Source organism: Wolbachia endosymbiont (group A) of Beris morrisii, assembly GCF_964028185.1.
Classification (GTDB): Bacteria; Pseudomonadota; Alphaproteobacteria; order Rickettsiales; family Anaplasmataceae; genus Wolbachia.
The window spans coordinates 1,290,593-1,312,729 of sequence record NZ_OZ034760.1 but is presented as its reverse complement, the minus strand read 5'-3'; the positions used below and the strand labels follow the sequence as shown (position 1 = coordinate 1,312,729).

Sequence of the window (22,137 nt, the reverse complement as noted above, 5' to 3'; positions counted from 1 at the left end):
TTGGAATAATTGTTTTGTTATGAATTAAGTCAAAAATTCTGTAATATATTGAAGCTTAAAGATATCTTTAGATATGGAAGTTATTGCAGAAAATAGGAAAGCAAGGTTTGAATATTTCATCTTAGAAGAATTTGAAGCGGGTATGGTCTTATTAAGCAGTGAAGTTAAATCGCTAAGAGAAAGAAAAGTAAATATTTCCGACGCTTACGTTATCGAAAGAAATAGTGAAATATGGCTGCATAATATGCACATTGCAGAATATAAAGCTGCGAACAAAAAAAATCATAAGCCAAAAAGGGAACGTAAATTACTCTTGCATAAAAAGGAGATAAACAAACTAATTGGTCAAATCAAGACTGCTGGGATAACTGTTGTGCCGCTTTCGATCTATTTTAATGATAAAGGATTTGCAAAAACTAAAATTGCCATTGTAAAAGGAAAAAAACTCTACGATAAGAGAGCAACCATAAAACAGAGAGAGTGGGATCGTGAAAAAAGTAGATTGTCTAAGAATAATTTGTAGCAAAATATGTCTTTAAATCCAGTAATTTTCAGCATCGGTCCTGTTTCTATATATTGGTATTCCTTAGCCTACGTTTTGGGTATAGTGTTTGCATATTGGTATTTACATAAGCTAGACGACCAAAAAATATTTACTAAGAATTTTTACGATTCGTTATTAATAGCCACTATTGTAGGTATTATCCTTGGAGGCAGACTTGGCTACGTATTGATATATGATCCAGTTCTTTATATAAGCAACCCTATCGAGATATTGAAAACCTGGGAAGGAGGGATGTCATTTCATGGTGGTGCTATAGGAGTTTTGCTTGCAGTAATAATTTCGTGTAAAAGACATAATATCCCTACATTTTATGCACTGGACCTAATTTCTTGCGGAGTTCCCATAGGTTTATTTTTAGGTCGCATAGGCAATTTTATAAACGGAGAGTTATTTGGCAGAGTTACAACTATGCCATGGGGTATGGTATTTCCAGAGAGTGGTGATAATTTGCTGCGTCATCCAAGCCAGCTTTATGAGGCATTTTTTGAAGGACCGCTACTTTTCGCAGTTGTAAATTCACTGTTTTTCTTGACTAGAATAAGACTGTATCACGGTGCGTTAACTGGTATTGCAGTTATGTGGTATGGAATAGCACGTTTTTTCGTTGAGTTTTTTCGCGAACCAGACTATCAAATTGGCTATTTGTGGCTTGATTTAACTATGGGGCAGTTGCTTTCTATACCTATGGTTTTGCTGGGAATGCTTGTATATCTAGGCGCATTAAATTTAAAATTTAATACGAAATCTGTTACATAGAGGAAAGGTGAGTTTAATAGAAAAATGTAGCCAGAAACCCTACATCATGCACAATTGTACGAATTTTCTGCGTTGTAGTAGAATAAATGTGAGATCCGGTGGGCTTTGTTGCATAGCACCTTAAGCAGTGATGGTTTACGACAAATTTATGTAATGATTTCAAATTTAGCCATACCAATATCAGTGAATTTGTTGAGCAAATAGCACTTAATTAGTAATTCTTTTTCACGATTTACTTCAGATTTATTCCTAAAGCTAAATCCAAATACTTGCTTCAACCTTGAGAAAAATCCTTCTATGTAAGATCTCTTTCCATAAATTGCTTCCTTTTTCCACTCTTTTACACCATCTTGTCCATATAATTTTATTAACCTAATAGCAGCATTTCTGTCAGACATATAATCTATTTTTGAATGTTCTGCTGCATCCTTTTTTGGTAGAACTTTTGTCTTTATATCGTATTTCTTACACAATTTATAAAGTTTGTGCCTATCGTATGCCCTATCTGCATATAATTTTGTGCTGAAAATTAACTTCTTCAAGCAAATCGCAAGCTCCATAGTGGTCAGAGTAGACGCCATTACTGTATCTTGCAGCTATAGCTTTTTTACTATTCACACTTAACATAACATGTAACTTTCTTACTTGCTCGTAGCTTCGGTACTTTCTATCTGCACTGTTTTCCTTACTGTGGCCAGGAGTGTTACTGTAAATGCTGATACTTGTGCTATCTATGATAATTTCAATATTTTCCATGTTGCTTTTATCAACCCTGCAATCATTTATCTTAATATTAAGTTTTTTAAACCTTCTTGATGCTTGTGAATAGCTGATAACTGCCAAATTTTTTCCTATTTGTTGCAGATATCCTTTTATAAACCCCACCGTTTGTCTTAAACCAATTCTAAAAAGATTGACAATTATATGCACCAAAATTACGACTTTATCACTGTAAATATAGTTGCCGCCCTGCATTTTTGGACTATTTTCATACCAATTTTCGATAGCTTCATCGATGTAACGAAAAATATTTCCCCTTTTTTCAAGGAATTTGTTATATTCGTTTTGGTTACTGACTTTCATTTTCTGTGGCATATTTTTTCTTCAACAGTTAAATGGTTATTTATAATGAATTTTGTCAGTAGCCACCAGATTTTTTCGGTTGCTATGCAACAAAGCCCACTGGGATCCAGGTCGCTAACAAGCAAACTAGCATAGAAAATGGTTACAACGTTTTTGATGAGATTGCGGGAAGGCTGGATTCCAGTGTCAAGCACTGGAATGACACCGTCTTGGATGAAAAAGCTGGATTCCAGACTGGAATCTGCTACGCAAATTGCCTGCAAATTGCAATGTCCGTACAGCCGCGTCTGAGTAAATCTGAGGATTAATCATGGAAAAAATTCAAGCTATAAACGAGTTGTACAGTAGCATTTATGAAGCACTAAAAGCAAACTCTGATTTAAGGAAATATGTTACTAACATTTATGACTACTTACCTAAACAGGTCACCATTCCTTACCTGAGATTGCGTGTAGTGAATTATAATAACCTGCATATGCTGTCCAATTTTGCTACAAAGGCAAGATTTTCATGCGACATATATACTTATCATATAGACAGTATGTTTGCCATTATAAGGCATATTAACTTGATACTTAAGAGCATTGAAGGTTTTAGTAGTGAGGTCATTTTAGAAAGTAATTGTGCTATGGATCAGCACGATGAAATTTTACATTCAACAATTAATTTTGATATTTTAATAAAAGGAGGTGATAATGAGCAAATTACAGCTAAAAATTAAAGGTCATGACAATAATTTTATTGTGTTAAATAATATAAGAAACCTAAGGTTTACTTTGCGTAATAACAGAGAAGAGGTGAAAGATATTTCTTCTTTTGGCTGGAGGAAAGTGCTCGATTGTGCTGGAAGCAGACACATTACGATAAAAATTAATGGAATTTTAGACTCTGTATTAGCTGATGAATTATTACGTAATTCTGCTATGCTAAACTCTAATAATGATTATGAAATTAGTTTTAATGCTAAGGAAAAGATAAGGCTTAGGTGTTCAGTTGAATTGTATGAGAGGTATTATGATCCTGTTACTTTTGACAGCTTTACTGTAGTTTTAACTAGTGCTGAAGTTGTAAACGCTTTTCATTAATGTTAATTTAATTTTTTCATATACAATAATAACTGGTGAGAATTTTAACTAAATTAAAAAAAATCATGAACGACGAAAACCTTTTCGAGGAAGACGGTGATAATATTGAAGAAAATAACGATGATAAAAGAGAGAGAAGTTTAGAAAATGAAAATCAGTTAAATCAAGAAGAACAACACAAAGAGGAAGATAAACAATATATAATACAATATATTCAAGACTATTTAAAAGTTTTTGAGGATATTCTAAATCAGATCGACGAAGGAATCGATAATTCGGATAGTTACGAAAGGACTATGCAAATAAAGCGAAGCATAGACAGGCTCATAGAGACTTTATATAGTCAGGCTGCGTCTGAAGATATTGATGCAGAATTTGAAACTACCAAACACACTCGCGATAAATCAGAATCTATGAAAAGAGTTAGAGAGAAGAGAAGAAAGCAAGTGATAGAAGAAGTATTAAGTGGCATGTTTGCCCAGCAACAAAAGGAGCTAATGAACGCTAAACACTTAAGTCATGGACATGAAACAGCAAAAGATGGGGATGTCCACGAAGCAAAGGAAAAAGTGAAGTCTTCAATCAGGGGAGTGTTGTTTTCGGTGATTGCTCATAGGATGGATCCAAGAAGGAGGGCAGGGGAAACTGCTGACGGTAATGAAAAGCAAGCTCATATACATGGCAGGGAAGCAGTTGGTGGAGTTTTAGGTGCATTGTTAAAAACATTTTTAACAGCAGTTACTGCCGTTGTGCGCGAAATTGCTAAACCACTTCAGAAACAGGAAACATCTTTTGCAAAACAAGTTGAAGAAAGCAGAAACGCAGATTCACAAAAAGGTCGATCTGTATAGACTATCCATAAGATGGTCTAATGAAGTAAAGGGTAGGGCTATAATTACTATAATAGTTTCTTTTAAAAAAAAGTTTTAAATTTCATACCTAACAATAAACAACTTTAGGTTTAAATTTATGAAATCAGTTGTTATATACATCAGCAAATACGAATTTAACTGGTGTTATGGACTTAAATAAATTTACCGAAAAAGCAAAAAGTCTAATTCAAAGTGCTCAGATGAAAGCGTTGGGAGCTGGGCATCAGATTTTTATGCCTGAGCATTTACTAAAAGTAATGCTTGAGGATGAATTAGGTTTAGTTCAGGATTTGATAAACGCTTGTGGTGGAAATGTGCAAAGTATTTCCGATGCTGTGGATAGCGCAATAAAAAAGTTGCCAGTAATTGAAGGTCCAGGAAGTGGGAGCCTTCAACTTTCAAGAGAAATAGCAAAAGTTTTTGAAGATTCAATTGGTATTGCTCGGAGGAATAAAGATTCGTTTGTTGCCGTTGAGCGTTTACTGCAGGGCCTCACTGCACAAAAAGATGATACTGTAGGCAAAATTCTGGCGGAGAATGGTGTTACTCCACAAAAACTGAACTCAGTTATTGCAGAAATGAGAAAAGGCAGCAGTGCGGACTCGCCAAACAGTGAGGAAAAATTAAACGCGGCAAAGAAATATACAAAAGATGTTACAGAGCTTGCTATGCAAGGAAAGCTTGATCCTGTAATTGGTCGTGATGAAGAGATCAGAAGAACTATGCAGGTGTCACTGAGGCGGACAAAAAATAATCCAGTGCTGATCGGTGAACCTGGCGTTGGAAAAACTGCAATAGTTGAGGGGCTTGCAAATAGAATCGTTGCAAATGACGTGCCACTTGGTTTGCGTGATGCAAAAGTTTTAGCCCTCGATCTTGGCGCATTAATTGCTGGAACAAAATTTAGAGGAGAATTTGAAGAAAGGTTAAAAGCAGTTATTAATGAGCTTTCGAAAGCGGAGGGAAAAGTTATCTTGTTTATAGATGAGCTTCATACTTTAGTTGGAGCAGGAGCAACAAGTGGTGCAATGGATGCTTCAAATTTGCTAAAGCCTGCTCTTGCGCGTGGAGAAATTCGCTGTATAGGAGCCACAACTTTAGATGAATATCGTCAGCATATAGAAAAAGATCCTGCACTTGCAAGGCGTTTTCAGCCTGTGTTTATCTCTCAACCAACTGAAACTGATACCATTTCAATACTCAGGGGTTTGAAGGAAAGATATGAGGTGCATCATGGTATAAGAATTACAGACGGTGCAATAATTGCTGCTGCAACGTTGTCCAATAGATATATAACAGACAGGTTTTTACCTGATAAAGCGATTGATTTGATTGATGAAGCAGCAAGCAGGGTGAGAATTGAAATGGATAGCAAGCCTGAAGTTATTGATGAACTTGAGAGAAAGGTTATACAGCTAAAGATTGAAGCAGAGGCTTTAAAAAAAGAAAGTGATGAAAATTCTAAACAGCGTTTAAGAAAGATAAATGAAGAGATTGAAAACCTAAACAGTAAATTTGCTGACTTGAACAGCAAATGGCAGATGGAAAAGAATAAAATAGCTAGAATACAAGAAACAGCCGAAAAATTAGATAACGCTAGAAAAGAGTTGGAATTAACTCAGCGGAGTGGAAATTTAGGAAGGGCAGGGGAATTGATGTATGGTGTGATTCCTCAGTTTGAGAATGAATTAAAAAATCAGGAAAAGGTTACTGATAGTTTCTTAAAGAAAGAAGTGACTGGAGATGACATTGCAAACATTGTTTCAAAGTGGACGGGAATTCCAGTTGATAATATGATGCACAGTGAAAAGGAAAAACTCCTTAACATGGAGAATGAAATAGGAAGAAGAGTAATAGGGCAGAAAGATGCAATAGAAGCGATAAGTAATGCAGTTAGGCGCTCCCGCTCTGGGGTGCAAGATACCAACAGGCCTTTTGGTTCATTTTTATTTTTAGGTCCAACTGGAGTTGGTAAAACCGAACTTGCGAAAGCCTTAGCTGAATTTCTGTTTGACGATCAATCAGCGCTTCTGCGTTTTGATATGTCAGAATATATGGAAAAACATTCTGTTTCAAAGCTAATTGGCGCGCCTCCAGGGTATGTTGGCTATGAACAAGGTGGCAGATTAACTGAAGCGGTAAGAAGAAGGCCATATCAGGTTATTCTGTTTGATGAAATAGAGAAGGCAAATCCAGATATATTTAATCTATTGTTGCAAATCTTGGATGAGGGGAGACTCACTGATAGTCATGGCAAATTAATTGATTTTCGCAACACCATACTGATTTTAACTTCTAACCTTGGCGCTGAGATAATGCTAAAGGGGATTGCTGAGTCTGTAAAAGATGAGGTAATGCAAATAATTAAATCAACATTTCGTCCAGAATTTTTAAACAGACTGGATGAAATTATTATATTTCACAGTTTAACCAGAGATGACATCTATAAAATTATAGATGTTCAATTTTCTTATTTACAAAAAACACTTGCTAAGCGTAAACTAAGTATAAGTTTGTCACAGGAAGCTAAAGAACTAATAGCACAAACTGGCTATGACCCTGAATATGGAGCAAGGCCCCTAAAAAGGGTTATACAAGAGTGTATTCAAAATAATTTAGCTAAATTAGTTTTATCAGGGGAAGTAGTAGAAAATGATGAGCTAATAGTGTACGCTCTTGATAATGAAATCTTAGTTAAAAAGGTTTAAGTTCACTGTGTATTTTTGTTAAAAAAAATGTGTATAGATCATAATGTTGACACTGAGTCTTTATTTAAGTTAGCTGATCAAGAAAATCAGCCAGATAAAGAAAAAATTAAAAAATTTATTAAGTATTTTTATAGTTTTGTTTATAAAAGCGACCTAAAAGCCAATGATAAGTTTTTGCTATATATTGTAAACGATGCTTACAATTTTGTTTCTCAAAAAGAGAAAGATGAAAGTAAGTTAGTAGTAAGCAATATAGATGATATACCAGGAATAGAAGGCGATTTTACCACGATTAAGATAACAAACGATGATATGCCATTTTTGGTTGACTCCGTTATTGCAACTATTAAGTCGCACGATTTAACCATATGCTATTACAGCAACAGCATAATTAACATTAAAAGAAAAGATGGCCTAATAGACGAGATTTACTCTTTGGAAGAAAGCAATGGAGTCAAAGAGTCAGTCATATATGTAATTATCAAAGGTATAAGTGACAGCTTTGTTGATACATTAAAAGAATCTCTACAGAAAACGCTGAAAGCGGTTAATTGCGTTGTGAAAGATTGGCACTTAATGCTCAAGAAACTTGATGAGGCAAGTCTTTCTGTCATCCCAGTACTTGATACTGGGATCCAGGAAAAGGACACGTGGATTCCAGTGTCACGCACTGGAATGACACCAGACCGAAATCAAGAGCAAAAAGATTTTCTAGTTTGGTTAAAGAATAATAACTTCGTATTTCTAGGTTATCAAGAATATATTGCTGGTAAAGATGAAAAACTCGTCTGTGATAGCAAAAAGGACCTTGGCCTGATGAGAGTAGGTCAAAGTACGTTGATTCCTTCTGCAAACCTTGATTCCCTATACATATTGAGATCAGATCTAATCTCAATAGTCCATCGGCGTACATACATGAATTGTATAGGAGTAAAAGAATTTGATGACCAGGGTAATGTGGTAAAGGAACGGCGTTTTTTTGGATTATTTACTTCTATAGCGGAGGTCCAAGATATTCGAACTATTCCAATAATAAGAGATAAAGTTAAAGTTATAGAAAAAAATGCAGGGTTTGTAACCGGGGGCCACAATAACAAAGCTCTAATTTATATTTTACAAGCATTCTCATGTGATGAATTGTTCCAGTCTAATGAGGAAGAATTATTTCAAATTTGTACTTCTATTATGTCCCTTGCAATAAGACCAAGAGTCAAGTTATGCTTAAGAAGTAAGGGAGTGTTTACTAGTTGTATAGTGCTGATACCGATGCGTTATGCTAGCTCCAGGCTAATGCTCAAGATAAGCAATATATTGAAGGATGAGATAAATGCAGAAAGTTCAGATATTTATAACCACCACATTATAAACGAATATGACTTAATGAAATTGCACGTGGTGCTAAAGGCTAAAAACGCTAGTGTTCCTGATGATGAAGTTTTGCGTATCGAAAACAAATTAAGGAACATTACGGAAAAATGGGAAGATCGTTTTATAGACAATTTATATAATACTTTTAGCACTGTTGAGGATATATTCATCCGTTATTGCAAGGCATTTCCAATAAGCTATCAAGAGAGTTTCGAACCTCATGACGCATATTACGATATGAAAAAATTGGAGATAGTGAGGAAAAAAGGAGTTAGCGAGGTCGATTTAAGACTTACTCGTGACAATCTTAATTATCAATTAAAGGTTTACACTTCGAGCAATGGAGGTCTTGAATTATCGAAGATATTAAGAATTACTAAGAATTTGGGAGCGAAGATCCTATCTCATAATGGTTATTACATAAAAATCAACGGCGGAATATGGATACACCATTTTGTGTTGTCAAGAGTCGATGAATTAATAGACAACATTACTCTAAAAGAGCAATTTGAAATAACACTTGCGAAAGTGTTTAGAAAGGAAATTAAAAATGATTATTTCAACAGTTTGGTCATTATTGCTGGGCTGGAGTGGAAAGAAGTGCTTCTGGTTAGAGCGTTAAGTGCTTACCTAAAGCAGACGTCATTTAACTACAATCCAGAATATATTCAAAAGGTAGTCTCAGAGTATCCAAAAATAGTAAAGTATTTGATACAACTATTTCATGCAAGATTTGATCCTAACATAGACATTGATAGAGCAGAAACCACAGACATTTTCATAGAAAAAATTGAGGAACTTCTAAAAGAGATCAGCAATGTTTCACATGATTACATTTTGCGCTCGATATTTAACTTGATAATGGCTATTTTAAGGACCAGTTATTATCAAGACGATAAACCATATTTATCTACAAAATTTGACTCAAGTAAAATAAATGGTTTGCCTGATCCTCGTCCGTATCGTGAATTATATATTTATTCAAACCTTTTTGAGGGAATACATCTAAGAGGAGGGAAATTAGCCCGTGGTGGCTTAAGGTGGTCGGATAGGACGGAAGATTTTCGCACTGAAGTTTTGGGGCTCATGAAAGCTCAGATGACAAAAAATGCGGTTATTGTACCTGTTGGCGCAAAGGGTGGGTTTGTAATTAAGCAAGTTTATAAAGACAAAGATACTTTAAGAGAGAAAGGTGTTGAATGCTATAAGAGTTTTATCAGGGGAATGCTTGACATTACTGATAATGTAGTTAATGGCAAAATAATTCCACCAGAGAATGTGATTAGGTATGATGAGGATGATCCATACTTGGTAGTTGCAGCAGATAAAGGCACTGCTTCTTTTTCTGACTATGCAAACCAAATAGCCTCTGAATACAATTTTTGGCTTGGCGATGCATTTGCATCTGGTGGATCAGCAGGTTATGATCACAAAAAAATGGGTATTACAGCCAGAGGTGCATGGATTGCAGCGCAGAGGCATTTTTGGAAAATGAATAAGGATATTTACCAAGATGCAACTGTTATTGGAATTGGGGATATGGCTGGCGACTTATTTGGAAATGGTATGCTGCTTTCAAAAAATATACATTTAATCGGCGCATTTAACCATATGCATATTTTTGTTGACCCAAACCCTGATGCAGAAAAGAGTTTCACAGAGCGTAAACGCCTCTTTGAGTTACCATTTTCAACTTGGATGGATTATAACAAAGATTTGATTTCTAAGGGTGGAGGAGTATTTGAGCGTAGCAGCAAGCAAGTAAACATTTCTCAAGAAATAAAAAAATGCTTTGATATAACAGAAGATATGCTACCTCCAAGTGATTTGATTAGATATCTGTTGAAAGCAAAAGTGGACTTCATATGGAATGGAGGAATCGGCACGTTTGTTAAGGCAAAGAGTGAAAATCATAGCATGGTCGGTGACAAAGCAAACGATGAGTTAAGAATAAATGGTAAAGATATTAGAGCTTCTATGTTTATAGAAGGCGGAAATTTGGGATGCACACAGCTTGGAAGAATAGAATATGCTGAAAGAGGTGGATATATCAATGCAGATTTTGTTGATAATTCAGCCGGAGTGATATGTTCGGACCTTGAAGTCAACATCAAGATTGCATTTGTTTCAGCTATGAAAGCAGGGGGTATTTCTTTAGAAAAAAGGAATGAAATACTGGCAAGTATGGTGGATGAAGTTGCATCCAAAGTGCTTGAGAACCACAACAAAATTGAAACAAAAGCATTACTTCTTGAGTGTTTGCAAGCTAAAGAGAGATTGGAGCAGCACCACAGGTTACTGCTCAGTTTAGAAAAATCTGGGCTGTTAAACCGAAGCGTAGAATTTCTTCCAACTGAAGAAGAGATAGCAAGGATGTTAACTGGTGCAGAAGGTTTCAGTTCTCCTCAGCTCTCTGTTCTAATGTCTTATGCTAGAACGGCAATAAAAAATGAAATTATACATTCCGATCTGCCTGAAAAAGATCTTATATCTAATGACTACTTGCTAGGTTATTTTCCTAAAAAGATGGTAACAAAATTTAAGGATTTCATATTAAAACACCAACTTCGTAGAGAAATTATCTCTACTTGTATTGCAAATGATGTAGTGAATAGAATGGGCTGTATATTCATCAATAATTTGGCTGAGAACACTGGAATTAAGATACAAGAAGCGGTTAACATATATATTGTTGTTAACCACCTATATGATTTAAATAGTATGTGGCAGAAAATTGATGAATTGGATGGAAAAATTGATGTTAACTCATACTTACAAATAGTGAGGAACGTGCAGAAATTTATTGGTAGGGTATCATTTTGGTTAGTGAAAAATCTTGGCAAGCTTAGCTTTGTAGAATTGGATGATGTTACAAAATTTAAAGATGCAATTGAAACTTTAGGCCAGAACTTAACTGATGTTTTAGATGAACACCTATTAAAGGTCTATAGCCATGGATCAACTTCTTTAGTAGAACTTAATATAAATAAAGATCTAGCAAAAAAAGTTGCTGATCTATGCGTTCTTGCTTATGCACTGGACATTATATCTGTTGCTGAACAGACATCTTTGTCCATTCTTGATGCTGGTAAAATATACTTTGAGTTAAAGTCGCTGTTAAGATTCGATCTGATTAGAACAATTGTCATCAAGATGAAAAGCCGCTCCTCTTATTGGGATCGCAGCTTAGTTAATGATTTATTGGACGATTTAAGCAATTACCATCACAAGCTAGCTGTTAAAGTCATAAAAGCTACTGATAACCCCGAAGATAAGGTTCAAACCTGGGCTTGTAATGATAAGGACTACATAGAACGTTATAATAGTTTTTTAGATGAGATGGTTGCTTCTAAACTTGATTTAAGCAAATTAATATTTATAATCAGGAGAATTAAAGTACTTGCTTCATAGGGAAAATGTTTAATATAGGTTTTTCAGAGATTTTAGTTGTAGCTTTAGTGAGCATAATTGTTCTTGATAAAAATAAGGTACCTGTATTTATTGATTTTATTAAGACTATATATAGGTATTTTATAATTGCAAAGTCAAAAGCCAAAAGGTTATTGAAGGATGCCGGAATTGAAGACTTATATAAAGAGTGTAATACTGAGAAAGTAAATTACATAGTTGGTAAAAATGGTAAGCTTTATCCTACTTACGATATAGATAATACATCTAAAGATAATGACAGCGAAGATTCTGGTAGTAGATGATGTACTATCTAATGTCAAGCTTTTAGAAGCTCGACTAAAAGCAGAGTACTATACGGTTATCGTAGCCTATGATGGTGAGGAAGCCATGGATTTAGTAGCAAAGCAGCAGCCTGATATTATATTGCTCGATATCATGATGCCAAAAATGAATGGCTTTGAAGTCTGTAAGAAGCTAAAGAGTGATCCCTTAACGACTCATATTCCAATAATTATGGTAACTGCGCTGCATGACGCTCATGATAGAGTACAGGGCATTAATGCTGGTGCAGATGATTTTCTGACTAAACCAATAGACGAAACTGCTTTATCTGCAAGGATCAAGTCTCTCACGCGCTTAAAAATGATTATAGATGAATTGCGTTTAAGAGGAGAAACCAACGTTGAGATTGGCGGAGTAGCAGGAAACAGTATTATGGATTATTCTAATCAGATTTTTGATGCTAACATACTTGTTGTAGATGAAGATGTCTTTCAAGCAGAGCAGATATATAATGTACTAAAGCACCGCTTTAGGTCAATTAAAATACTGAGTGATCCAGTAGAGGCATTAAAGGTTGGTATTAAGGATAATTACGACCTGATCATTTCTGATATGCAGTTTTCAAAAACTGACGGCTTGCGTTTGTGTTCTGGGTTTCGTAGTAAGGTGGAAACACGTTATACACCAATTCTAATTCTTTCTGAGGATTATGATAAAAACAATTTAGTAAAAGCACTTGATGTAGGTGCTAATGATTATTTAACAGTACCTTTGGATGAGGGTGAGTTAATAGCAAGGGTTAATTCGCAAGTGAAACGCAAAAGATATCAAGATGCCTTGAGAATGAATTTATTTAATAATGCGGAAATGTCTATAAAGGACCCATTAACTAACTGTTATAATAGAAGATATTTTGATGCACACTTAAGAAACATTGTTAAGGACTCTGTAGAAAAAGATAGAAGGTTGTCTCTTATGATACTTGATATAGACTATTTTAAGATGGTGAATGACAATTTTGGACATAGTGCTGGAGATGAACTTTTAAAGCAAATACAGAGAAGAATTTCTGAAAATATTAGAGTGACAGATTTGTTAGCTAGATTTGGTGGTGAGGAATTTGTTGTTGTAATGCCAGATACCGATACATCGGATGCGTATACTATTGCGGAAAGAATACGCAAAATTATTGCTAAAAAACCTTTTATACTTGCGGATAAAAATACAACCCACAATGTAACTGTGAGCATTGGAATTGCAGAAATGCAAGAATCTGACCTTGACAATATTAAAGAATTTATAGTACGTGCCGACAAATATTTATATAAAGCAAAAAACAGTGGTAGAAATAGAGTGATTACTGGCTATAGCTAAAGTGGCTTAAGTTTACCGACAACCGTCATTCCGCTACTCGTTAGCGGAATCTATGCTGAGATACCGCGAATGAATCGCGGTATGACGTGTTGCTTGGGTTAGCTATAGATTTCTGAAATGATTTCAAAAAAATGATAACTAAGGTTAAAGCGACAACATGAGGTTTCTCAGCTCTGGAAATTTCACGTTTAACTGCAAAAATAGATACTTATTTAAAAAATATCCTGTGACTTTCAGTCCTAACTGAAATTCTTGGAATGAGTAGCTGTTTTGTAGGTTATTATTGTATACATCATGCAACATTTGTGGAAAAGGTAGGAGTTTATCTGCATAATAATCTCCTGCTTTTTTTGACACTGCTCTGCCAGTTTTTGGAGAAATAAATTGTAGATTTTCCTTAACACCTGTTACAGCGCATTTGGATAAGTCTAACTTGAATCCCAATTGCGTAAGAAGCAGAAGCTCTAAGTTGAGGTAATGGCCTTGCCAAAGTTCATTATTGTGCTTAATTATATCGATGAAATATCGAAAGTTATCATACAGTACAACACAAGGTTCACTCTCTGGAAGCACTTTTTCTAAAATAGAGGAGAAAGAAACAATAGTAATGCTTTTTAACCTATCTTGAAAGAAATGATGGAATGGAGATTCGATTAATTCGCACTTAAAAAAACCTAGATTTTCAGGTAATTTAGCACTCCATTCTGCATGTAATAGATTACTTATCTGAAACTTATAATTGCTATTGTTTGTTAGCTTAGTTAATCCCCTGCGCTTTCCATGATTTTTTGTAAACAGAGAAAGAATTAAGTTTTTATCGCCGTATTTTTTAGCAGCTATAATGATGCCTTCATCTTTCCATCTCATTTAGAGTATATTGACCGTATGATATTATAGGATAGTGCACCTAGAGCTTGTAATCCATAAAAATTACTTACTCCGTCACTGTCTGCTTCCAAAGTTTCAAGGCTATGAGAGAGTAAGTTATTGGCTGCCACTCTTCTTCCTGAGCCTCCATGCTGAGCTTTTGGTTTTTGGTCTGCTAAATAATTGTTTGAATGATTTTAGTAACATTACTTTTTCTTATCTGAAATTTTGGATAATTCAGCTTCTAATTCTTCTATCGTCGGTAAAGCTGTTTTTATGTTTTCTGGTAGATTTTCAGTTATTCGGTATTCTGCAAGACCTATTGGCTTTGTCATGTCTCGCAGTGTATATTCGGCCAGTACATTATTTTTTGATTTACATAAAATTAATCCTATAGATGGTTGATCAGTCTCATGCTTCAGTAAGTCATCAACTGCAGAAAGATAAAAATTCATTTTTCCAGCGTATTCTGGTTTGAATTTATTATCTTTCAACTCAATCACTATAAAGCAACGTAACTTTAAATGATAGAATAATAAATCAATATAAAAGTCTTTATTACCAACATCTAAATGAAATTGTCTACCAACAAATGCAAATCCCTCACCGAGTTCTAACAGAAATTTTTCCATATGCCCTACAAGTCCCTTTTCTACTTCTCTTTCGTGAGCATCCTTACCTATACTTAAAAAATCAAAAATATATGGATCTTTTAATGTGTAATGTGCTAGATCGGATTGTGGAGATGGTAATTTTTCTTCAAAATTAGTAATAGCTTTCCCTTGACGTTTATGTAGACCAAGCTCTATCTGCATCACCATAATGTTACGTGACCAGCCATGTTCAATAGCTTCTTTTATGTAGAATAGCCTCGCTTCTTTGTCCTGAACTAAGTCCATTAGAAATACATTATGTCCCCACGGCAATTGGGCAACAAGTTGTTGCACAAATTCAATATCTTGATACTCCACTGCAAATTGGCGCATATATTTCAAGTTTCTCGTGCTAAAACCTTTCATTTCAGGGAATCCAGCCTTTAAGTCTCTACTTAACTGCTCAATTACTTTAGATCCCCAACCCTGACTCTTTTGTTTTTCTAGAATCCGCGTTCCAATATAATGATAAAGCAGTAGCAGTTCTTTATTTACTGTTCTTGCTGCCTTATAACGGCTTGTTGCAATACGATCCTTCAACTGCTCTAAAAGTTCTGTATATTCTTTTGCTATAATTTTTGTCATACGGTTCCTTTTAATCCATTATACAATTCCTTTGTCTGTCGAGAAGGCAATCTTTCGCTTGCCTTCAGCTTTGAAGGGATTCCTTATTTACTTCAAACTCGTCCATCAACTAAAATATATTGACTTTACGTGCAATATTAGCTTTAAACCAGTAAAACAAGCTGCTTAACATATGCGTTTTTTCTATTCTAATTATATTCTTTTTTTGTCTTTATGTTGTTTTTTGCTTTTTTCGTTATCTTCAACAAAAGCCCAAACGAATGATACGTCAGCTGTTCCTATACCACAAAGGAAAAAAGAAATAGTTGAGCACACTGTTGTGAAAAAAACAGCACAACCGAGGCAAATTATCGAAATGCAAGAAGAAGTCATTATTAACGAGGGTAAAGAGTTCATTCCAATTCCAAAAAGAAAAAAAAGTGTAGAGAAAAAACTAAGAAGGGATGTTAGAGAGGCAAAAAATGAAATAGGAAACGAAAAAAGCGTTGAGAGTCAAAAGGATGAATTAGTTGTAACAGAAATTATTAACTCTATAAGAGACAAGCTCACAAAATGCTGGAGCATTCCTGAAAGCATAGCTTACAAAGAAAATTTTAATATAAAAATTAACTTATTATTGTCCAGTCAAGGCGAGATAATTATGGCCGATGTAGCAGACAGTGATTCCTATCGAAATAATCCACTTTTCAGGTCGATAGCAGATAACGCAATGCGTGCAGTATATAAATGTAGCCCATTGACTGGCTTGCCTACTCAGCACCACCACATTTGGCGTGAAGTAACACTAGACTTTATTCTAAATGGGTAAAATCTTACAATAGACCTCTTATATTACCTCCTGTCATCCTAATGTCCAGACCACAACTGTACGAACATTGTGATTTGAGAGCAATTTCCACTAGGAAGGTGTCATTCCAGTGCTTGACACTGGAATGGCTTTGTTGCATAGCACCTTAAGCAGTGATGGTTTACGACAAATTTATGTAATGATTTCAAATTTAGCCATACCAATATCAGTGAATTTGTTGAGCAAATAGCACTTAATTAGTAATTCTTTTTCACGATTTACTTCAGATTTATTCCTAAAGCTAAATCCAAATACTTGCTTCAACCTTGAGAAAAATCCTTCTATGTAAGATCTCTTTCCATAAATTGCTTCCTTTTTCCACTCTTTTACACCATCTTGTCCATATAATTTTATTAACCTAATAGCAGCATTTCTGTCAGACATATAATCTATTTTTGAATGTTCTGCTGCATCCTTTTTTGGTAGAACTTTTGTCTTTATATCGTATTTCTTACACAATTTATAAAGTTTGTGCCTATCGTATGCCCTATCTGCATATAATTTTGTGCTGAAAATTAACTTCTTCAAGCAAATCGCAAGCTCCATAGTGGTCAGAGTAGACGCCATTACTGTATCTTGCAGCTATAGCTTTTTTACTATTCACACTTAACATAACATGTAACTTTCTTACTTGCTCGTAGCTTCGGTACTTTCTATCTGCACTGTTTTCCTTACTGTGGCCAGGAGTGTTACTGTAAATGCTGATACTTGTGCTATCTATGATAATTTCAATATTTTCCATGTTGCTTTTATCAACCCTGCAATCATTTATCTTAATATTAAGTTTTTTAAACCTTCTTGATGCTTGTGAATAGCTGATAACTGCCAAATTTTTTCCTATTTGTTGCAGATATCCTTTTATAAACCCCACCGTTTGTCTTAAACCAATTCTAAAAAGATTGACAATTATATGCACCAAAATTACGACTTTATCACTGTAAATATAGTTGCCGCCCTGCATTTTTGGACTATTTTCATACCAATTTTCGATAGCTTCATCGATGTAACGAAAAATATTTCCCCTTTTTTCAAGGAATTTGTTATATTCGTTTTGGTTACTGACTTTCATTTTCTGTGGCATATTTTTTCTTCAACAGTTAAATGGTTATTTATAATGAATTTTGTCAGTAGCCACCAGATTTTTTCGGTTGCTATGCAACAAAGCCCACTGGAATCCAGTTTTCTTTACAAATTCACCAAAAGTGCTTCATTCTATAACGCAAAACCCATACTCACCAAACCCAATGCATTACTTGCAATTAAGTTTCCTGGATCCCAGTGTCTGGGCACTGGGATGACACCGTCATAAAGGAACCAGTGTCAGCTACTTTCATGACACCCTTCTGGTAGGCCCAAATCGCAATGTTCGTACAGTTATGGAATGAACCGCGGTATGACGTAGGAAGATCTGAACAGATTTTCAATCAGGAACAGCCAAAGATCTCTCTAAGATGTCAGTTTCTTTTGTATCTGCAACTTTACCGTTCTGATCGAATGAAATTTGCAGAGACTTACTGCTATACTTCCTTTTTCCTAAGAAGTTAGCTTGTTTAATTTTATATGAGACATAGTACCAAACGTTACCATCGAACTTTGATACTAATGTTGGTGATCCTAAAGTGTGAACCACTTTTTCTTTATCGTCACCTACTTTTATCTTGCTCCACAATTCAACACTAATGCCAGGAGCTCCGTGATTGTGAATAGTGTGAGTACAGCTCACTGTAAATAATAAAATAAAAGATATTAATACTCGCATTTCTGTTGATAAATTACTTGAAGCTATAATACACTAATAAACTACCTGACGTCAAATTTCAAAAAGTTAAATTGACTAGTTCTCAATATCACTTAATATAATATTTACTTTAGAAAATAATAGGTGTCTTATGTCATTGTTAGAAGCAGATCCAATATACAAACCTTTTAATTACCCTTGGGCGTATGATGCGTGGCTGCAGCAACAAAGAATCCATTGGATACCTGAAGAAGTTCCGCTTGCTGATGACGTGAAAGATTGGAAAACTAAACTTTCAAACGTAGAGAAAAATCTACTAACTCAGATTTTTAGATTCTTTACTCAAGCGGACATTGAAGTAAATAACTGCTACATGAGGCATTATTCAAATATATTTAAGCCAACAGAAATATGCATGATGCTTGCAAGCTTTTCCAATATGGAAACTATACATATTGCAGCTTATTCTTATCTTTTAGACACAATTGGCATGCCAGAAAGCGAGTATCAAGCATTCTTAAAGTATGATGCTATGAGAAAGAAGTATGAGTATATGCTAGAATTTGAGGAAAGTAAAAAACACGATAAAAAACATGTAGCTAAAACCCTAGCAGTGTTTGGTGCATTTACCGAGGGGTTGCAGTTATTCGCATCGTTTGCAATTTTGCTCAATTTCCAACGCTTTGGAAAAATGAAAGGAATGGGGCAGATAATCGCCTGGTCAGCACGTGACGAAACTTTGCACACCAATTCAATTATTATGTTATTTAATACATTTATTAAAGAGAATAATGAAATTTGGAACGATGAGTTTAAAGAGGAATTATATTCTGCATGCCGCACTATTGTTGAGCTTGAGGATGAGTTTATAAAGCTTGCTTTTGATTTCGGAGACGTTGAAGGACTGTCTGCAGAAGAAGTGCGCAATTACATACGCTACGTAGCAAACAGACGGTTAATGCAATTAGGTCTTGAATCCATATATGATGTCAATGATAATCCTATTCCATGGCTCGATGAAATACTAAATGGCGTGGAACATACGAATTTCTTTGAAAATAGAGTAACAGAGTATAGCCGTGCAGCAACTCAAGGCACATGGGAGGAGGCTTTTACTGAAAACGACACGAATAATAAGTGAGTGCTAATTTCACTCTTCTTTGTCATTCCAGTGTCAAGCACTGGAATGACAAGAAGAGGGCACTGGGATCTGATAGACAATATTCGTACAGTACGCGCGGGAGCAACAAAAGCAGCTGGTTTTTCATAGTGTTCCACAGCAGTTTAGACAGTTGTGCTTTACTTAACAACTAACTTACCATATATATGTCCATAGGACATTGGTATATAAGAACGTGCTACAACTATTAATCTTACTCACGGTCATCACTTCAGTTGCATTCTTTGGTCATTTAGTTCCAATGGAAGTAAAAACCTTTTTGTACTCAACGAGCCTGAGTATAAAAGAGGTTTTGCTATTTATAATGCCTTTTATTGTTTTTGCGTTAATCTTTAGCAGTGTTAACAATCTTAAGCAGTCAGCTATAAAGTTTATATTGTTACTTATTATAATGATCTTCTTATCGAATCTGGCTTCAAGTTTAATAGCTTATTCTGTTGGGCATTTTATCATACAAAACACTTATTCAATACAAGATATAACGTATGAAGAAACAATTGTTCCTTTATGGTCATTTAGGCTGCCGCTACTCCTTTCTAATTTTTATGCCCTTGCTTGTGGATTTGTGTCCAGCATAGTAGTGTCTATACTGCTACCTAAGAAAAGCAAAGAGCTTTCGAACAAAATGTTAGATTTAACTCTCTTTATTTTGAAGACGTTTTTGACGCCGATTATTCCAATATTCGTACTTGGGCTTGCTTTAAAAATGCAGCATGATCAAGTTTTATCTATAATATTTAAGGATTACTCAATAATTTTCATTATTATAGCATCTGCAACCTACCTTTATGTTTTTCTCTTATATGGAGCAGCAAATTCATTCAAGATCACAAGCTGGATAGCTAGTATAGGCAATATGATACCGGCATTTATTACTGCAATGAGCACAATGTCTAGTAATGCAACTATGCCGCTTACTCTTGAAGGAAGCAAAAAAAATGTAAAGCAACCTGACATAGCATCGTCTGTTGTACCAATAACTGCTAGCTTTCATTTAGTAGGTGATTGCTTTTTTATCATAATATTATCGATGATAATTGCCTCCGGTTATTCATTGTGCACAACAGACTATGTGACTTTCCTTCTCTGTTTTTTGTTATTTAAGTTTGCTATTGTTGCAGTGCCGGCAGGAGGAATTATGGTAATGCTACCTATTCTTGAGAAATATCTTAAATTCTCTCCAGAAATGCTTTCGTTAATCACAGCATTGTATATAGTGTTTGATCCAATAATCACTTCAGCAAATGTTATGGGTAATGGTGCCTTTGCTATAATATTTTCAAAACTCCATGATAAGCTTAAGTAATGTCTATTTTGGCGATTGATACTGTAGGTATTGGTAGTTCAATAGCAATAGTTGATTATGATGGTAACTGTTTTGTAGAGCGCAATTCCGCCAGCAATAGTCATGCAGAATCATTTTTTCAAATACTGAATACTTTGTTTGATAAGCACAACTATAATTATGATAAAATAGATCATTTGGCGGTAGTAGTTGGACCAGGAAGTTTCACTGGAATTAGAGTTGGTATATCAGCTGCACAAGGTATAAATCTTGCTACAGATAAGCCATTATACGGAGTTAATGCGCTGGAAGTTCAAGCTTACACAATATCTTTGCTTTGTACGAATAGCAAAAAAAATATCAGAGCTATAATCAAAAATGCTCAAGGGTTTTATACGCAGTTATTTGATTTCAATTTATTGCCGCTATCTGGTCCAACTGCAGCACGTGACCCTGGATCCCAGTGTCACGCTACAAGCAGTGACTGCATTACATATATGGACTACAATTTAAATGCTAGCCATGCAGGACTATTAGTTCATTATAGACTGAAGAACAAGCAAAAATTAAAAGAAGTTGAAGCTCTATATTTAAATGAGCCTCAGTATATGAAATTGCTATAGACTATTCTTTTGCGTAAAGCCTGTGCATCTGGTTTACTATCTCTTGAGCTACTTCTTTTATACTCATATCTGAATTTTCTATCTCTATGGCACTCAGTGGTATAAATAAATTGTTAATTCTACATTGCTCTATCATGCTATTTACATTAATCGCCTTCCTATTTTTTCTTTGCCTTTTTAATGCAATACGCTTTTGTAATGTCGGCAGATCACACCTAAGTACCACAGGAAGGATTTCTGTGTTCATTTTTTTACTAAGCCTTACTATTGAATCATACATCCTCATGTTCTGGTCATTATTTTCCATCAACTCATCAATAAATATGTAATTTTTTGAGTGAATTGGATAATTTTCTATTACCTGAAGCATAATTTGCATAATGCCATATATTCTATCTTGAACTTCTTTAGGTATTTGATCACGTTCAAAGACACCATTGTATATAGAGCAAACTTGAATATTGTTATAGAACTTACTATTTACAATTAATGCGTTTATCATATAGGATAATTCTATTGCTGTGGAAAGTTTACCACTTCCTGAAAGACCAGAGAGATATATGAAAAATCCTGCTGGCTGCTTTTTTGTGTTAATATTTACCATATTATTTTCAATCTTAAAACCTACATTTATAATAACATAAAAATGAAGCTTTAAAACATATGAAATATTATATAGAAAATTATTTTTATAGTTAAGATATTATGTAATTTAGAAACATAAATTCTGTATATAAACTCTATAATAACGATAACTATTTTTAAGCAAGCTACAACACAAAAGTGTTTGGTATTCAGAAAGCAAGACAGAGTGGCATAGACTTATTAGTTTACTACAAGTCTCTTTTCGCGTAT

At 34.7% G+C, this 22,137-nt stretch carries 25 protein-coding genes; 14 read left to right on the top strand and 11 right to left on the bottom strand.

The window, feature by feature from the left end; genetic code table 11:
* Positions 1-73 precede the first annotated feature (73 nt).
* Both smpB and lgt read left to right on the top strand, forming a co-directional pair.
* Complete coding sequence (smpB, locus tag ABWU69_RS06915) at positions 74-523, top strand: SsrA-binding protein SmpB (protein WP_265034682.1); 450 nt, start codon at positions 74-76, stop codon at positions 521-523.
* A gap of 6 nt (positions 524-529) precedes the next feature.
* Positions 530-1,321, top strand: coding sequence for a prolipoprotein diacylglyceryl transferase (lgt, locus tag ABWU69_RS06910; protein WP_265026223.1), 792 nt, complete (start codon positions 530-532; stop codon positions 1,319-1,321).
* Positions 1,322-1,467: 146 nt separating this feature from the next.
* Here lgt and ABWU69_RS06905 read toward each other — a convergent pair whose 3' ends face one another.
* Genes ABWU69_RS06905 through ABWU69_RS06895 form a run of 3 tightly spaced genes read right to left on the bottom strand, consistent with a single transcriptional unit; the run spans position 1,468 to position 2,598 of the window.
* The gene (locus ABWU69_RS06905; protein ID WP_353284975.1) at positions 1,468-1,881 is read right to left on the bottom strand and encodes a transposase; all 414 of its coding nucleotides are present in this window, start codon (positions 1,879-1,881) and stop codon (positions 1,468-1,470) included.
* Positions 1,823-2,416, bottom strand: a complete 594-nt coding sequence (locus ABWU69_RS06900) for a transposase (protein WP_353285000.1) — start codon at positions 2,414-2,416, stop codon at positions 1,823-1,825. Before ABWU69_RS06900 ends, ABWU69_RS06905 begins: the two co-directional genes overlap by 59 nt.
* A complete protein-coding gene (locus ABWU69_RS06895; protein WP_353285117.1) occupies positions 2,401-2,598 on the bottom strand; it encodes a hypothetical protein in 198 nt (65 codons plus the stop codon). Before ABWU69_RS06895 ends, ABWU69_RS06900 begins: the two co-directional genes overlap by 16 nt.
* Before the next feature lie 116 nt (positions 2,599-2,714).
* Between ABWU69_RS06895 and ABWU69_RS06890 the strand changes: the two genes are divergently transcribed.
* The 7 genes from ABWU69_RS06890 (at position 2,715) to ABWU69_RS06860 (ending at position 13,504) form a co-directional block, all read left to right on the top strand.
* A complete protein-coding gene (locus ABWU69_RS06890; RefSeq protein ID WP_265034948.1) occupies positions 2,715-3,125 on the top strand; it encodes a DUF3168 domain-containing protein in 411 nt (136 codons plus the stop codon).
* Positions 3,100-3,489 carry a phage tail protein gene (locus tag ABWU69_RS06885; RefSeq protein WP_265025905.1) on the top strand — a complete coding sequence of 130 codons (390 nt, stop codon included), beginning with the start codon at positions 3,100-3,102 and terminating at the stop codon, positions 3,487-3,489. The genes ABWU69_RS06890 and ABWU69_RS06885 overlap by 26 nt, the downstream gene beginning before the upstream one ends.
* Positions 3,490-3,554: 65 nt before the next feature.
* The gene (locus tag ABWU69_RS06880) at positions 3,555-4,340 is read left to right on the top strand and encodes a hypothetical protein (protein ID WP_265034950.1); all 786 of its coding nucleotides are present in this window, start codon (positions 3,555-3,557) and stop codon (positions 4,338-4,340) included.
* Between the two features lie 167 nt (positions 4,341-4,507).
* A complete protein-coding gene (gene clpB / locus ABWU69_RS06875) occupies positions 4,508-7,069 on the top strand; it encodes an ATP-dependent chaperone ClpB (protein WP_353285116.1) in 2,562 nt (853 codons plus the stop codon).
* Positions 7,070-7,096: 27 nt separating this feature from the next.
* The gene (locus ABWU69_RS06870; protein ID WP_353285115.1) at positions 7,097-11,848 is read left to right on the top strand and encodes an NAD-glutamate dehydrogenase; all 4,752 of its coding nucleotides are present in this window, start codon (positions 7,097-7,099) and stop codon (positions 11,846-11,848) included.
* 5 nt (positions 11,849-11,853) lie between these two features.
* Positions 11,854-12,150 (top strand): hypothetical protein, encoded by a 297-nt coding sequence (locus ABWU69_RS06865; protein ID WP_265025903.1) that lies wholly within the window; start codon positions 11,854-11,856, stop codon positions 12,148-12,150.
* Positions 12,122-13,504: a PleD family two-component system response regulator gene (locus ABWU69_RS06860; RefSeq protein WP_265034956.1), complete on the top strand. Its 1,383-nt coding sequence runs from the start codon at positions 12,122-12,124 to the stop codon at positions 13,502-13,504. Before ABWU69_RS06865 ends, ABWU69_RS06860 begins: the two co-directional genes overlap by 29 nt.
* A 144-nt stretch (positions 13,505-13,648) precedes the next feature.
* On the opposite strand, the gene recO is transcribed toward ABWU69_RS06860, so the two are convergent.
* Positions 13,649-14,371, bottom strand: coding sequence for a DNA repair protein RecO (gene recO, locus ABWU69_RS06855; protein ID WP_265034957.1), 723 nt, complete (start codon positions 14,369-14,371; stop codon positions 13,649-13,651).
* 206 nt (positions 14,372-14,577) lie between these two features.
* Positions 14,578-15,609 (bottom strand): YhcG family protein, encoded by a 1,032-nt coding sequence (locus ABWU69_RS06850; protein WP_265034959.1) that lies wholly within the window; start codon positions 15,607-15,609, stop codon positions 14,578-14,580.
* 172 nt (positions 15,610-15,781) lie between these two features.
* Here ABWU69_RS06850 and ABWU69_RS06845 point away from each other — a divergent pair, with 172 nt between their 5' ends.
* Positions 15,782-16,417, top strand: coding sequence for a hypothetical protein (locus ABWU69_RS06845; protein ID WP_265034961.1), 636 nt, complete (start codon positions 15,782-15,784; stop codon positions 16,415-16,417).
* Between the two features lie 4 nt (positions 16,418-16,421).
* Here the strand turns inward: ABWU69_RS06845 and ABWU69_RS06840 are convergent, their stop codons facing one another.
* Genes ABWU69_RS06840 through ABWU69_RS06830 form a run of 3 tightly spaced genes read right to left on the bottom strand, consistent with a single transcriptional unit; the run spans position 16,422 to position 17,537 of the window.
* The gene (locus ABWU69_RS06840; protein ID WP_353285114.1) at positions 16,422-16,556 is read right to left on the bottom strand and encodes a hypothetical protein; all 135 of its coding nucleotides are present in this window, start codon (positions 16,554-16,556) and stop codon (positions 16,422-16,424) included.
* A 32-nt stretch (positions 16,557-16,588) separates the two neighbouring features.
* The gene (locus tag ABWU69_RS06835; protein ID WP_353284975.1) at positions 16,589-17,002 is read right to left on the bottom strand and encodes a transposase; all 414 of its coding nucleotides are present in this window, start codon (positions 17,000-17,002) and stop codon (positions 16,589-16,591) included.
* Complete coding sequence (locus ABWU69_RS06830; protein WP_353285000.1) at positions 16,944-17,537, bottom strand: transposase; 594 nt, start codon at positions 17,535-17,537, stop codon at positions 16,944-16,946. The genes ABWU69_RS06835 and ABWU69_RS06830 overlap by 59 nt, the downstream gene beginning before the upstream one ends.
* Before the next feature lie 33 nt (positions 17,538-17,570).
* On the opposite strand from ABWU69_RS06830, the gene ABWU69_RS08085 reads away from it, so the two are divergent.
* A complete protein-coding gene (locus ABWU69_RS08085) occupies positions 17,571-17,765 on the top strand; it encodes a hypothetical protein (protein ID WP_410541779.1) in 195 nt (64 codons plus the stop codon).
* Here the strand turns inward: ABWU69_RS08085 and ABWU69_RS06820 are convergent.
* Together ABWU69_RS06820 and ABWU69_RS06815 are read right to left on the bottom strand one after the other, a co-directional pair.
* A complete protein-coding gene (locus ABWU69_RS06820) occupies positions 17,716-17,880 on the bottom strand; it encodes a hypothetical protein (RefSeq protein ID WP_265034966.1) in 165 nt (54 codons plus the stop codon). The two genes, ABWU69_RS08085 and ABWU69_RS06820, sit on opposite strands and share 50 nt — an antisense overlap.
* Positions 17,877-18,215, bottom strand: a complete 339-nt coding sequence (locus tag ABWU69_RS06815) for an outer membrane protein assembly factor BamE (protein WP_265034967.1) — start codon at positions 18,213-18,215, stop codon at positions 17,877-17,879. The genes ABWU69_RS06820 and ABWU69_RS06815 overlap by 4 nt, the downstream gene beginning before the upstream one ends.
* A gap of 130 nt (positions 18,216-18,345) precedes the next feature.
* Between ABWU69_RS06815 and ABWU69_RS06810 the strand changes: the two genes are divergently transcribed.
* The 3 genes from ABWU69_RS06810 to tsaB all read left to right on the top strand — a co-directional run bounded on the left by ABWU69_RS06810 (position 18,346) and on the right by tsaB (position 21,282).
* Positions 18,346-19,335 carry a ribonucleotide-diphosphate reductase subunit beta gene (locus tag ABWU69_RS06810; RefSeq protein WP_265034968.1) on the top strand — a complete coding sequence of 330 codons (990 nt, stop codon included), beginning with the start codon at positions 18,346-18,348 and terminating at the stop codon, positions 19,333-19,335.
* 214 nt (positions 19,336-19,549) lie between these two features.
* Complete coding sequence (locus ABWU69_RS06805) at positions 19,550-20,680, top strand: dicarboxylate/amino acid:cation symporter (protein ID WP_265035728.1); 1,131 nt, start codon at positions 19,550-19,552, stop codon at positions 20,678-20,680.
* A complete protein-coding gene (gene tsaB, locus ABWU69_RS06800) occupies positions 20,680-21,282 on the top strand; it encodes a tRNA (adenosine(37)-N6)-threonylcarbamoyltransferase complex dimerization subunit type 1 TsaB (protein WP_265025893.1) in 603 nt (200 codons plus the stop codon). Before ABWU69_RS06805 ends, tsaB begins: the two co-directional genes overlap by 1 nt.
* Position 21,283: 1 nt before the next feature.
* Here tsaB and ABWU69_RS06795 read toward each other — a convergent pair whose 3' ends face one another.
* On the bottom strand, positions 21,284-21,886 hold the full coding sequence (locus ABWU69_RS06795; RefSeq protein ID WP_353285113.1) for an AAA family ATPase: 603 nt from the start codon (positions 21,884-21,886) through the stop codon (positions 21,284-21,286).
* Positions 21,887-22,137: the final 251 nt, after the last annotated feature.

What these genes read in the sequence shown, in the direction of transcription:
- ABWU69_RS06890 (WP_265034948.1), top strand. Translation starts at nt 2,715, where the DNA reads ATGGAAAAAATTCAAGCTATAAACGAGTTGTACAGTAGCATTTATGAA.
- ABWU69_RS06865 (WP_265025903.1), top strand. Translation starts at nt 11,854, where the DNA reads ATGTTTAATATAGGTTTTTCAGAGATTTTAGTTGTAGCTTTAGTGAGC.
- ABWU69_RS06835 (WP_353284975.1), bottom strand. Translation starts at nt 17,002, where the DNA reads ATGGAGCTTGCGATTTGCTTGAAGAAGTTAATTTTCAGCACAAAATTA.
- ABWU69_RS06880 (WP_265034950.1), top strand. Translation starts at nt 3,555, where the DNA reads ATGAACGACGAAAACCTTTTCGAGGAAGACGGTGATAATATTGAAGAA.
- ABWU69_RS06885 (WP_265025905.1), top strand. Translation starts at nt 3,100, where the DNA reads ATGAGCAAATTACAGCTAAAAATTAAAGGTCATGACAATAATTTTATT.
- clpB (WP_353285116.1), top strand. Translation starts at nt 4,508, where the DNA reads ATGGACTTAAATAAATTTACCGAAAAAGCAAAAAGTCTAATTCAAAGT.
- ABWU69_RS06845 (WP_265034961.1), top strand. Translation starts at nt 15,782, where the DNA reads ATGCGTTTTTTCTATTCTAATTATATTCTTTTTTTGTCTTTATGTTGT.
- ABWU69_RS06840 (WP_353285114.1), bottom strand. Translation starts at nt 16,556, where the DNA reads ATGCAACAAAGCCATTCCAGTGTCAAGCACTGGAATGACACCTTCCTA.
- ABWU69_RS06870 (WP_353285115.1), top strand. Translation starts at nt 7,097, where the DNA reads ATGTGTATAGATCATAATGTTGACACTGAGTCTTTATTTAAGTTAGCT.
- tsaB (WP_265025893.1), top strand. Translation starts at nt 20,680, where the DNA reads ATGTCTATTTTGGCGATTGATACTGTAGGTATTGGTAGTTCAATAGCA.
- recO (WP_265034957.1), bottom strand. Translation starts at nt 14,371, where the DNA reads ATGAGATGGAAAGATGAAGGCATCATTATAGCTGCTAAAAAATACGGC.
- ABWU69_RS08085 (WP_410541779.1), top strand. Translation starts at nt 17,571, where the DNA reads ATGAATTTTGTCAGTAGCCACCAGATTTTTTCGGTTGCTATGCAACAA.
- ABWU69_RS06860 (WP_265034956.1), top strand. Translation starts at nt 12,122, where the DNA reads ATGACAGCGAAGATTCTGGTAGTAGATGATGTACTATCTAATGTCAAG.
- ABWU69_RS06815 (WP_265034967.1), bottom strand. Translation starts at nt 18,215, where the DNA reads ATGCGAGTATTAATATCTTTTATTTTATTATTTACAGTGAGCTGTACT.
- ABWU69_RS06795 (WP_353285113.1), bottom strand. Translation starts at nt 21,886, where the DNA reads ATGGTAAATATTAACACAAAAAAGCAGCCAGCAGGATTTTTCATATAT.
- ABWU69_RS06810 (WP_265034968.1), top strand. Translation starts at nt 18,346, where the DNA reads ATGTCATTGTTAGAAGCAGATCCAATATACAAACCTTTTAATTACCCT.
- ABWU69_RS06900 (WP_353285000.1), bottom strand. Translation starts at nt 2,416, where the DNA reads ATGCCACAGAAAATGAAAGTCAGTAACCAAAACGAATATAACAAATTC.
- ABWU69_RS06905 (WP_353284975.1), bottom strand. Translation starts at nt 1,881, where the DNA reads ATGGAGCTTGCGATTTGCTTGAAGAAGTTAATTTTCAGCACAAAATTA.
- ABWU69_RS06850 (WP_265034959.1), bottom strand. Translation starts at nt 15,609, where the DNA reads ATGACAAAAATTATAGCAAAAGAATATACAGAACTTTTAGAGCAGTTG.
- lgt (WP_265026223.1), top strand. Translation starts at nt 530, where the DNA reads ATGTCTTTAAATCCAGTAATTTTCAGCATCGGTCCTGTTTCTATATAT.
- ABWU69_RS06830 (WP_353285000.1), bottom strand. Translation starts at nt 17,537, where the DNA reads ATGCCACAGAAAATGAAAGTCAGTAACCAAAACGAATATAACAAATTC.
- smpB (WP_265034682.1), top strand. Translation starts at nt 74, where the DNA reads ATGGAAGTTATTGCAGAAAATAGGAAAGCAAGGTTTGAATATTTCATC.